Genomic DNA, 11,585 nt, shown 5'->3' on the forward strand with positions numbered 1-11,585 from the left:
CCCGGCGGGTGCCCGCGCTCGCCTCCGGAGGAAATGTCGGTGACCAGCCGATTTGTTGCGTCGACCGATGGTGGTGTAACTTTTTCCAGGCGAGAGCGGAACGGCCCGAAACGGTCGAGGCTCCCGCCGGGCCCGGGACACCGGGTGAGCACAACAGAACACGGGGCTATGGCGCAGCTGGTAGCGCACCACACTGGCAGTGTGGGGGTCAGGGGTTCGAGTCCCCTTAGCTCCACCGAGAAGACCCGGTCAGACAATGTCTGACCGGGTCTTTCCTTTCTGTACCGCCCGAGGTTAGGCGGTGGGGACCAGCGTGTTCTGCCTGCGGATGATCCACCACCGGCCGTCCCGCCGCGCGAAGACGTACAGCGCCGTCATTTCGGGAGCCTCGCCCCGGTCGGCCGCGTCCGCCGTCGACCAGGCGCGCTTGCTGGCGACCGCGATGTCGGGTCCGAGCATCGACATCCCGTGGACCCGGTAGTGCGCGGTGGCGTCGCGGAGGGACGGATGCGCGAGCCCGCGCCGGGTGGTCTCCTCGATCTCCTCGAGCCCGGCGGCCTCCATGCCCGCCGCGTTCACGATGCGGGCGTCCGGTGCGATGTCGCCGAGCAGCAGGTCGGCGTCGTTGCGGTTGAATCCGTCCTCGACCCTGGCGATGATGGCGCGCAGCGCGGCCGCGTCCGCCGCCGAGACGTCACTGCCGACCTCCGTGTCGGGGCGAACCACGATGGTGTTCTGCCCCTGCACGAGCAGCCAGTCGCCGCCGCGCCGAGCCCACACGTACGTCGGCCGACCCTCGCGCCGCGGTGAGAACGACTGCTCCTCCGGCGTGAGGGCCTCCTGATCGACGCTGGTGACCGCGATGTCCGGTGCCAGGAAGCGCACGTCCACCACGTCGTAGCGGACGGACTGGTCCGCCATGGCGCCGGGCAGCACCTGTCGGGTGAAGGCCGCGATCTCGTCGAGTCCGACCAGGCGGCGTCCCGCGCCGTTGACCCACACGGCGTCGGGTGCGAACAGGGCGAGGAAGCCGTCGACGTCTTCCGCGCGTTGGGTGCGCTGCACGACGGCGACGAGGTCGCGGAGGCGGGCAACGTCCGTCTCGGTGGGCAGGGTGATGGCGGTTTCGGTTGTCATGCGACAAAGGGTGCTACTTCAAGTGCACTTGATGTCAAGGGTCTGGTGGCCGCCGGATGTCGCGGCACGGGAATCGATTCGCGGCGAGATGCGGAGCTCCCGACGTTCTCCGGGCGACAATCCCCACAGCCGCATGGTGCACGTCACACAGGGGAGCAGGCATGACCGATGCAGTTGCACAGTCCTATTCGGCACTCAAGAGTGCCGCGGCGGGGCTGATGCCCCAGCTGAAGGCCGACCTGACGCGGCTGGTCCGGATCCCGTCGATTGCCGCGGACGGCTATCCGTCGGCACCGCTGTTCGAGGCCCATGACCTCGTGGTGGAGTTGTTGCGGGCCGCCGGTGTCGAGCAGATCGAGGACCTGATCATCGAGGGCAAAACGGCGCCGGTGATCGTGGCGACCGTGCCCGGGCCCGCCGCCGCGCCAACGGTGCTGCTGTACACGCACTACGACGTCGTCCCCGCCGACGACACGGACCTGTGGCAGAGCCCGCCGTTCGAACCGACCGAACGCGACGGCGCGATCTACGGTCGCGGCACCGCGGACTCGAAGGCCAACATCGTCAGCATCCTCGGCGCCCTGCGGGTGTGGGGCGGTGCACCGCCGGTGACGCTGAGGATCGTCCTCGAGGGCCAGGAAGAGTTCGGCAGCCCGTTCGACAACTACCCGATCGAGGCGCCGGAACTGTTCGAGGCGGACGCGATGGTCATCGCGGACGTCGGTAGCGTCCGCCCCGGATCGCCCACCCTCACCGTCGCCCTCCGCGGCTCCGCGGTGGTCACGGTGGAGGCCAGCACGCTGGCGACCGACAAGCACAGTGGTCTCTACGGCGGCGCCGCACCCGACGCACGGCTCGCGCTGATCAGGGCGCTTGCCACCCTGCACGACGAGAGGGGCGACGTCGCGGTCGAGGGATTGCGGCGGGAACAGTGGACCGGAGCGACCTACACCGAGGACGAACTCCGCACCCTCGCCGAGGTCCTCGACGGCCGCCCCTTGATGGGGTCGGGCGGGCTCGGTGAACGCATCTGGTCGGGGCCCGCGATCACGGTCATCGGGTTCGACGCGCCGTCAGTGACGGGTTCGATCAACGCGGTGGCCGGCACGGCGCGGGCGGCACTGAACCTGCGGGTCCATCCTGATCAGGGTGCCGCGCAGGCGCAGGCGGCGCTGATCCGCCACCTCGAAGCCCAGCGACCGTTCGGGGTCGCCCTCACCGTCACCGCGGGTGAGGTGGGCAACGGCTTCTCGGCCCCCACCGGCGGGCCGGGCTTTGACGCCGCGATGACCGCCCTCGAACAGGCGTGGGGCGAACCCGCCGGGCTGATGGCGGGCGGCGGATCCATCCCGCTGGTGATGGCATTGCACCACGCGGTGCCCCACGCGGAGAAACTGCTGTTCGGCGCCACCGACGGCTACGCGAACATCCACGGCCCCAACGAACGGGTGCTCCTCGACGAACTGGAAAAGGCCGTTGTCGCCAAGGCCGTGTTCTTCCAGGAGTACGCCCGCAACGCGGGGGGTCGGGCATGAGCACCGATACCAAGGCCGAGGGTGGGAGCAGCCCGGTCGCCAAGAAGAAATTCGAGTTCCCCGGCGCGGTGACGGTGCTCGCGATCGTCGCCGTCCTGGTATGGATCGCGGCGCTGTTCATCCCGGCCGGACAGTTCGACACCGACGCCGATGGCGCGCCGATCCCCGGCACGTTCACCGAAATCCCGGCGCCGCTGTCGTTCTGGGAGCGGGTGCAGCAGCTGATCTTGTCGCCCGTCAACGGCCTCTACGGGTTGCAGGACACCGGTACCGGGTTCGTCGACCCCGACAACCTGGGCCGGATGTTCGGGTCGGTCGGCGTCATCCTGTTCATCCTGGCGCTCGGCGCGTTCATCTCGGTGAGCTTCGCCACCCGCAGCCTCGAGGTCGCGGTCGGCCGCCTTGCCGCCGGGCTGCGGGACAAGGGCTGGCTGCTGATCACGGTGATCATGGTGTTGTTCTCGCTGCTCGGCTCGACGATGGGGTTCTCCGTCGAGACCTTCGGGTTCTACGCGCTGCTCACCCCCCTCATGCTCGCCCTCGGGTACGACCGGATGGTCGCCGCCGCCACGATCATTCTCGGCGCGCTGACCGGCGCGATGGCCTCGACGGTCAACCCATTCTCGATCGGCGTCGCCTCCGGTGAGGCTGGGGTGTCGATCGGTGACGGCATCGTGTTGCGGGTGGTCCTGTGGATCGTGCTCACCGCGATGGCGGTCGCATTCGTGCTCCGCTACGCGCGGCGGGTCCAGCAGGATCCGAGCCGCTCGATCGTCGGCTTCGACACCGAGGCGGAGGGCGAGCACGCGGCGCCCGCGCCGGAACCGGACCAGACGCTGACCGGCGTCCAGAAGTCCGTGCTCGCCATCACCGGGCTGACCTTCGGGCTGATGATCTTCTCCGTCATCCCCTGGTCGGCGATCTTTGGTGCCACCACGACCGCGGCCGAATATGACGTCTACCACGAGGTCGCCACCGAGCCCTACTGGTTCGAGCTGAACTGGTGGTTCCCGCAGCTGGCGATGCTGTTCATCCTCGCCGCGATCATCGTCGGTGTGGTGGCGCGGATGGGGGAGAAGAAGGTCGTCTCGCTCATCACCCAGGGCGCCGGGGACATGATCGGCCCGGCGATCGTGATCCTGCTTGCTCGCGGTGTCTCGGTGATCCTCAACAACACCCAGACCCTCGACACGGTGCTCAACGCGATGGAGCAGCTCGTCAGCGGTGCGTCGGCTGGCGTGTTCGCGATCCTGGTGACGGTGGTCAACATTCCGTTGGCCTTCCTGATCCCCTCGTCGTCGGGGCATGCCACGCTGGCGATGCCGTTGCTGGCCCCGCTCGGCGACTTTGCGGGTGTCGGCCGGGATCTGGTGATCACCGCGTTCCAGATGGGGCACGGCCTGATGCTGCTGTTCGCGCCGACCAACGTGGTGGTGGTCGGCGGCTTGGCGATGGCAAAGGTGGGCTACGACAAGTATCTGAGGTTCGTGTGGCCGCTGCTGGTGGCGAATTTCGTCGTGGTCTGCGTGATCCTCGGCCTCGCCGCGGCCTTCGACTGAACGTGCGAGTCGAGATCACGGAACGCCAACAGTTCGCCGGAAACCGCGGCGCGCGCCGCCCGATACCGCGCGACGGGTGCTTCACTGGATCCGCATGTGACAAGAGTGACTGCTGTGGCAGTGCTGCCGTTACCCGCCGGAAGGAGAGCGGCGCCGGGGCGTCCCGCCCGTCGTGCGTCCGTCGACGCCCATGAAACTGACCACCTGGACCATCGGGGCCGCCGCCTCCGCGGTCGCCGTGACCGCCGCGCTGCTCCCGCCGACCGCGCTCGCCGATCCGGCCGCCGACCCCGCGACCGTCGCACCGCTCACCCCGCTCACCGGGAGGATGATCTTCCTCGACCCCGGTCATCAGGGCACCGGCCACGACGAGAACCTGGCGCGGCAGGTCGACGACGGCCGCGGCGGGACCAAGGACTGCCAGACCACCGGCATGACCACCCTCGGCGGGACGCCCGAGCACACCGTCACCTGGGACGTCTCCCAACTCGTCAAGGCGGGCCTCGAGAAGCTCGGTGCGACGGTCGAATTGAGCAGACAGGACGACACCGGGTGGGGTGGCTGCGTGGACGAGCGGGCCCGCGCCGCGAACGCGTCGGGCGCGGATCTCGCGGTGAGCATCCACGCCGACTCGACCGTCGCGGGCGAGGACGACAACAGGAACGGCTTCCACCTGATCGTGCCGACCCTGCCGATCCCCGACGCGCGGGTCGACGAGGTGCAGTCGGGCCCCGGGCTCGCCGCGTCGACGGCGATCCGGGACGCCTACCTCGCCGGCGGCTTCACCGCGGCGAACTATGCCGGGGTGGTGGACGGGTTGCAGAGCCGCGCCGACATCGCCGGACCCGCGCTGACCACGGTGCCGCTCGCGTTCGTGGAGATGGGCAACGGGTCGAATCCCGCCGACGCGGCGGTCCTCGACAGCGCCGACGGCCGACTCAAGCACGCCGTCGCGATCATCGTCGGTGCCGTCGACTTCCTGATGGGCACGGACGGGGCAGGCGCCCCCGCGACCGCGGAGGCCGCCGCACCGGCCACCGCCATCGACCCTGGCACCGTCGACGATTCGGCCGTCGCGGCCCCGCAAGCCCCGGCGTCCCCGACGACGACCGCACCGACCACCAGCACACCCGGCACGGACGAGCGGCCGGCCGCGGCAGAGCCCGAGGCCCTGCTGGCCCAGGGGCTCACCGCACTCCAGACGCTGCTGTCCACGCTCGGCCCGGACGGAATGCGGGACCTGGCGACGGCGGAGAACCTCGGCATCTTCGCGGACCTGATCGCAACGCTGCTCGACGAACTCGGTTGACGCGCACCGCCGAACGTGGCGAGGGCCGGACACCTGCATGGTGTCCGGCCCTCGCTCGGTGACGGGTACCTCGGTGAATCAGGCTCCCGCGGAACCGGCGAAGAGCGCGTCGGAGACGGCCCCGCTCGCCTCGAGATCCGCACCGAGCGAACCGGTGTCGAGCGACCCGGTGTCGGACGAGGCGGCGTCGGCGGAGCCGGTATCGGACGAGGCGGAGTCGAGCAGGCCGGCGGCGCTCGACCCGGTGTCGGATGAGGCGGAGGCCAGCGAGCCGGTGCCGAGGAAGCCGCCCAGCGCGAGGGAGGCGACCGATCCGCCCGCCGCGGCGGACCCGCTGCTGACGTCGAAGGCGAGGAGGGTGCGTTCGACGCAGCCGCCCGCGGCGACCGAGACCAGGGCGGCGGGCCCCTCGACGAGGGCGACGACGCGCTTGCCCATCGCGCCGACGAAGACCGCGACGTTCTTGACACTCATCTCGTCGGTGGTCTTGCCGATCAGCGCACCGAGCCCGCACTCCCGCAGGCCCTTGACGGTCATCTCGCCGACCGCGGTCTGGACCGCGCCGTTGGCGTCCTCCTGGGTGGCGGCGCGCTCGATCGTCTCGATCGCGGTGGATCCCGTCCCGCCCTCGGCGGGCGCGGCGATCGCGATGCCGCTGCCCGCGCCCAGTGCAAGGCCGACGGTGGCGACCAGGGTCGCGGTGCGCGTCAACTTCATCATGTACCCCTTGAAAGAGTGCCCGCGAGATCGCGAGGAGTGTGCCGAAAGCCCTGTGGGCGCCGTTATTACAGCGTGACCCGGCGATGATCCGCAACGCCGAGACCTGCGGATGTGACGCGAACCACCGGCGCGAAAGGGTGCGCAACCCGGTGTTCACATTGCCGTAACCGAGTTCACTACTATTTCAGCGAAACGGTGATGACGGACGGGAGGAGAGCGGGTGGCACGGCGGCGGATTCCGGTGGTGCTGGTGGCCGGATTCCTCGGCTCCGGGAAGACCAGCCTGCTGAACCATCTGCTCCGCGGCGACCACGGGGTGCGGATCGGGGTGATCGTCAACGACTTCGGCGCCGTCAATATCGACGCGATGATGGTCGCCGGTCAGGTCGACTCGACGGTGGCGCTGAGCAACGGCTGCCTGTGCTGCGCCGTCGACGTCGGTGAGCTGGATGCGATGCTGGACCGGCTCACCCGCGCGGACCTCGACGTCATTGTGATCGAGGCGAGCGGACTCGCCGAGCCGCGCACGATGGTCCGCATGCTCCTCGCCAGCGATAATCCGGGCATCGGTTTCGGGGGCCTGGTCGTCGTGGTCGACGCGGCAGGGATCGACGACGCCAGCGCGCGGCATCCGGAACTGGATCTGCACGTGCGGATGGCGGATCTATTGGTGCTCAACAAGATCGACCTGTGCGACGGGGCGGTGGCCGACGCAGTGCGGGAGCGGGTCGCCGGCCTGAACGACCGATCCCCGATGCTGGAGACGACGCACGGCCGGATCGATCCCCGGCTGCTCTTCGACGAGGTCGTCCGCGTCGACGACGGCCCCCGCCAGCTGAGCCTCGACGAGCTGCTGCTCGAGCGGCATCACGAGTGCGGGGAGCACGAGCACCTGCACGACCAGTACCGCAGCGTGTCGTTCACCAGCAGGGATCCGATCGATCCGCGGGCCCTGGTGCGATTCCTGGAGGACCCGCCCGCCGGGCTGTACCGCATGAAGGGTGCGGTGTACTTCGGCATCCCGGGCCACACCCAGCGCTACCTGCTGCAGACCGTCGGGCGGCACATCCGCTTCGACCGCACCCCATGGGGCCGGGGCCGCGACCGCGGCACCGAGCTGGTCCTGATCGGCTCCGGCCTCGACGGCGACGCGGCGCTGCGCAGGCTCGGCGCGTGCGTCGCGGAACCGGCGCACGTGAGCGGTGCCGAGGCCATGACGGGCGTGCACCGCTACGTCGTCGGAGACTGACGGGTCCGGTCGTCAGCGGGCCGCGGGTCAGAACGGCCAGATCAGTGGGACGAGGAACACCGCGACGGCCGCAAACAGTGCGGCGCAGGGTAATCCGAGCTTCCAGTAGTCGCCGAACCGGTAGTCGCCTGGGTCCTGAACCATCAGGTTGCCCGCGGTCGCGACCGGGGTGAGGAACGACGCCGCCCCCGCGACAGTGATGGCCATCATCATCATCGGCAGGATCGACACGCCGGTACTCTCCGCGACGGCGACAGCGACGGGGGCGACGATGAGCACGGTCGCGAGGTTGCTGAGAAACTGCCCGAGGACGATGACCAGCAGCACGATGCTGGCGAGCAGCAGATGCGGTGAGCTCGCGCCGAACCAAGACACCAGTGCCGACGAGATCTGCTCGGCCGCACCGCTGGTCTGCAGCGCGGTGGACATCGGGATCATCCCGGCCACCACGATCAGCGTGGTCAGCGATACCGAACTCTGCACCTGGCTCATCGTCACGACCCGGGACCCGACGAGGATTGCGCTCGCGAATAGGACCACGATCGCGGGCGGGAACACGTCGAACGCCAGGAACCCGCACATGGCGACGAGGACCGCGACGGACACGTAGGAGCGGGCGCCGAGGTGCACGGACTGCCGCCGGATCCGGTCCGGGGAATCGACGGGGAGGACGCCGGGGTTGCCCGCCTTGCGCTCGAGGTCCTCCCAGGTGCCGCGCAGCACCAGGATGTCGCCGGTGCGCAGGTGGGTGCGGTCGATACGGTCCTCGCCGCGGCGGACGGCGGTGACCACCAGTTCCCCGGATTCGGTGCGCATTCCCGGGTACACGAGGTCGCCGACGAACGGGGACCGGGGCGGGATCACGATCTCGATGACGCCGTCCTCGTAGCCGATGCGGGCGGAGTCCGGGGGCAGCGCGTAGTCGCGGGCGAGTGTTTCGGCGTGATCGCCGAGGTTGCGGGGCGCGTTCGCGGGATACCGGTGCGGCAGCAGTCGTGGCCCGAGGAGCACCACGATCACGACGACACCGATCAGCAACGGCACCCCGACCAGCGCGAACTCGAAGAAGCCGAACGGCCGCGATCCGGCCTCGACGGACAGTTCCGACACGAGGACGTTGATCGGGGTGCCGAGCATGGTGAGCATCGACCCCGCATGCGCGGCAAACGCGAGCGGGATCAGGAGCTGCGACGGTGGCTGCCGCAGCCGGGCGGCCAGCGCGACGCCCACCGGGACCAGGGCGGCGACGGTGCCGTTGACACTGATCAGCGCGGTCAGGACCGCGGACAGCAGCATCAGCGCGATCAGCACCGACGACCGCTTGTCCCCGACCCGGCGGGTCAGCTGCTGCCCCGCCCACGCCGTCACCCCGGTCGAGTCGAGCGCCTCGCTGATCACGAACAGCCCGGCCAGGTAGACGACGATCGGATCGCCGAACCCGGCGATCGTCTGCTCGAATGTCACGGCGCCGGTGGCGTACAGCGCGAGCGCGACCCCCAGCGCGACCACCGCCGGTGACACCCTGTTCGTGACGAACGCGACGATCGCGGCGAGCAGGACCAGGACGGTCGCCAGGATGGGATCCACGGCGTCTAGAAGGTGTCGAACCGGGCGTCGATCTCCGGGATCCGGGCCGGGCGCAGGTCCTCGATCAGGGTGCCGCGGGCGGCGACCGCGCGGGGCGCGGCGAGGGCACGCATGTCCTCGAGCGGGTTGCCGTCGAGGAGCACCAGGTCGGCGTCCTTCCCGTCCTCGATTGAGCCGATCCGGTCGTCGAGGCCGAGGATCCGCGCGTTCGCGGCGGTGGCGGCGTGCAGCGCCTGCACCGGGGTGAGGCCGCCGTAGCGGACCAGCAGGTCGAGCTCGCGCCAGGTGTTCGAGTGCGTCACATAGGTCACCGCGGAGTCGGTGCCCATGCCGAGCACGATGCCGTTGTCGAGGGCCGACCGGATGCCCGACACCATCTCGTCGAGAACGAGTTTCGCGTTCGCCAGCACGATGTCATCGGCGCCGGTCACCGACTGCGGCAGCTTCACCAGCGGCAGGCAGGCCTGCAGCGTCGGGATCATCGCCGAGTAGCCGCGCAGCGAGTTCGGGTTGTCCTTATAGAGCGCGATCGCCTCGTCGTTCATGCTGCTGCCGTGCTCGATGGTGTCGACACCGGCGCGCAGCGCGGCGATCACCCCCTCGACTCCCTGCGCATGGGCGGCGACCAGTACCCCGCGGGCGTGCGCCTCGTCGCAGATCGCCCGCATGCCCTCCTCGCTCATCTCCGGCTTGCCCGCATGCCCGACCTCGGTGGCATCGGTGACCCCGCCGGTCGCGGAGATCTTGATGGTCTGCGCGCCGCGATCGAGGTTCTCACGGGTGGACCGGCGTCCCTGCGAGGGGACGTCGCAGACGTGCGCGATCTGCGGGGCGCCGTGACCGCCGGTGATCGCCATCAACGGACCCGACGGCATGATGCGGGGGCCGACGTACTCGCCGCGCTCGATGGCGTTCCTGGCCTCGATCACCTCGTCGCCGACGTCACCGACGCTGCGGATGGTGGTCACGCCGGTATGCAGCTGGGTGAGCAGATTGGTCTTGGTGCGGCGCCGCAGCATGCGGCGTCCGAGCGGGCTGTGCAGGAACTTGGTGGCGAGCAGGGCGGTCCGCGGCCGGGTGTAGATCTTCGGCAGCGGCTTCCCGTCGGCGAACAGGTGGGCGTGCGCGTTGATGATGCCGGGCAGCAGGTAGCGGCCCGAGCCGTCGATGCTCCGGTATCCGGGCGGGATCTGGGCATCGGAGGCAGGCCCCGCGTACTCGATTGTGCCCGACGAATTCACGACGACGGTCCAGTCGGAGTGAACGGTCCCGACGTCGTCGCCGGTGACGACGGACACGTGGGTGACTGCGAATGGTGCGACCATGGGCGTGCTTCTCCAACCGCGTTGACAGGTAGGTGCGACCCTATCCGGCGACCGGGGGGATGGTTCGGGCGGCATGGTGCGTGCCGGGCGTAGTGTCGGCGCGAGTATCGAACGGGCACGTGAGAAATGAAGGCGGCATGACCATGTGGTCAGCGGTGGGAGAAACGACGACCTACGCAATGGGGCTGGCGCTCAGCCCCTTCGCGGTGACCACCGCGATCGTGCTTCTGCTCGGTGACCGAGGCAGGATCAAGACGTCCCTGTTCGGCCTCGGGTGGTTCCTCGCGTTGCTGTCGATCACCGCGATCGCGGCGGCGGTGATCGACACCGTCGACGACGACCACCCGGAGCAGACCGCGGACGGCATCAACGTCGTCCAACTGGTGTTCGCGGCGCTGTTCTTCGGGCTGGCCGCGGTGGCCTGGATCAAACGGCCCGCACCGGAGCGGTCGGACTCGGAGGGGAAGGCGAGCAAGCCCGGCCTCCTCGATCGCCTCGACGGCATCGGCACGATCGGATGTTTCGGTCTGGGCGTCGCGCAGGGGTTGCTCGTCGTGAAGAACATTCCCCTCGCGGTCAGCGCCGGTGCGGCGCTGGGCGCCGCTCCGCTCGCGTCCGCCGAGTCCGCCGGTGCGGCGGCGGTATTCGCGCTGCTAGCGTCGGCGGGCGTGATTGTGCCACTCAGCGTTCGCATCGTCGCCGGTCACCGGATCGACTCGGCGTTGGGGGACACCAGGGCGTGGATCGAGAGGAACATGACCGCGATCACGCTGGTGGTGCTGCTGGTCCTTGGCGCGTACTTCCTCGGCGAGGGCCTGGCCCTGACCGGATAGCGCCGGGTGTCCGCGCTCCGATGCGACCGCATCGGGGCGCGGACGGCGGGAGTTACGGGCGGGTGGCGCGGCGGCGCCGCTGGTTGCTGCCGCCGCCCTGCCCGGCGCCGGTGTACCCGGTGTCGCTGCTGTAGACGGTGACCGACCCCTGGCCGGATCCGCGCTGGTTCGACGACCGCTGCTGGCCCGCCGCGGACTGGCCACGGCCCCGGCCGCCGCCGCGGGTGCCGCGCGCCGCGGATGCGTCCGCGCCGCCGCGGGTGCCGTCCGTCGCGCCCTGACCGCGGCGCCGGCCGCCGCCGTCGGATGTCGGGCGGCCGCCGTTCTGGCC

Annotated in this window: 9 protein-coding genes, 1 tRNA gene and 1 pseudogene; 6 read left to right on the forward strand and 5 right to left on the reverse strand. The window is 70.0% G+C overall.

The window, feature by feature from the left end; all coding sequences use genetic code 11:
* Positions 1–162: 162 nt before the first annotated feature.
* Positions 163–235: transfer RNA gene (locus ACWF62_RS18285), tRNA-Ala, on the forward strand.
* 59 nt (positions 236–294) lie between these two features.
* Here ACWF62_RS18285 and ACWF62_RS18290 read toward each other — a convergent pair.
* Positions 295–1,137 carry an SgcJ/EcaC family oxidoreductase gene (locus ACWF62_RS18290; protein WP_378507028.1) on the reverse strand — a complete coding sequence of 281 codons (843 nt, stop codon included), beginning with the start codon at positions 1,135–1,137 and terminating at the stop codon, positions 295–297.
* 161 nt (positions 1,138–1,298) lie between these two features.
* On the opposite strand from ACWF62_RS18290, the gene ACWF62_RS18295 reads away from it, so the two are divergent.
* From ACWF62_RS18295 to ACWF62_RS18305, 3 genes are all read left to right on the forward strand, one after another.
* Positions 1,299–2,672, forward strand: a complete 1,374-nt coding sequence (locus ACWF62_RS18295; RefSeq protein WP_452630876.1) for a M20/M25/M40 family metallo-hydrolase — start codon at positions 1,299–1,301, stop codon at positions 2,670–2,672.
* The gene (locus ACWF62_RS18300; RefSeq protein WP_452630878.1) at positions 2,669–4,231 is read left to right on the forward strand and encodes a YfcC family protein; all 1,563 of its coding nucleotides are present in this window, start codon (positions 2,669–2,671) and stop codon (positions 4,229–4,231) included. Before ACWF62_RS18295 ends, ACWF62_RS18300 begins: the two co-directional genes overlap by 4 nt.
* A 196-nt stretch (positions 4,232–4,427) precedes the next feature.
* On the forward strand, positions 4,428–5,540 hold the full coding sequence (locus tag ACWF62_RS18305; protein WP_452630884.1) for an N-acetylmuramoyl-L-alanine amidase: 1,113 nt from the start codon (positions 4,428–4,430) through the stop codon (positions 5,538–5,540).
* Positions 5,541–5,618: 78 nt separating this feature from the next.
* Here the strand turns inward: ACWF62_RS18305 and ACWF62_RS18310 are convergent, their stop codons facing one another.
* A complete protein-coding gene (locus ACWF62_RS18310; protein WP_378507030.1) occupies positions 5,619–6,260 on the reverse strand; it encodes a hypothetical protein in 642 nt (213 codons plus the stop codon).
* A 220-nt stretch (positions 6,261–6,480) separates the two neighbouring features.
* Between ACWF62_RS18310 and ACWF62_RS18315 the strand changes: the two genes are divergently transcribed.
* Positions 6,481–7,509: a CobW family GTP-binding protein gene (locus ACWF62_RS18315; RefSeq protein ID WP_452630880.1), complete on the forward strand. Its 1,029-nt coding sequence runs from the start codon at positions 6,481–6,483 to the stop codon at positions 7,507–7,509.
* A gap of 27 nt (positions 7,510–7,536) precedes the next feature.
* Here the strand turns inward: ACWF62_RS18315 and ACWF62_RS18320 are convergent, their stop codons facing one another.
* Complete coding sequence (locus ACWF62_RS18320; protein ID WP_452630881.1) at positions 7,537–9,096, reverse strand: SLC13 family permease; 1,560 nt, start codon at positions 9,094–9,096, stop codon at positions 7,537–7,539.
* A 5-nt stretch (positions 9,097–9,101) separates the two neighbouring features.
* Positions 9,102–10,421: a metal-dependent hydrolase family protein gene (locus ACWF62_RS18325; protein WP_378571557.1), complete on the reverse strand. Its 1,320-nt coding sequence runs from the start codon at positions 10,419–10,421 to the stop codon at positions 9,102–9,104.
* A 137-nt stretch (positions 10,422–10,558) separates the two neighbouring features.
* On the opposite strand from ACWF62_RS18325, the gene ACWF62_RS18330 reads away from it, so the two are divergent.
* On the forward strand, positions 10,559–11,254 hold the full coding sequence (locus tag ACWF62_RS18330; RefSeq protein WP_452630882.1) for a GAP family protein: 696 nt from the start codon (positions 10,559–10,561) through the stop codon (positions 11,252–11,254).
* Positions 11,255–11,306: 52 nt separating this feature from the next.
* Here ACWF62_RS18330 and ACWF62_RS18335 read toward each other — a convergent pair.
* Positions 11,307–11,585: pseudogene (locus tag ACWF62_RS18335) on the reverse strand (DEAD/DEAH box helicase); the annotation flags it as partial.

The sequence above is a fragment of the Rhodococcus sp. NPDC054953 genome (assembly GCF_053609225.1).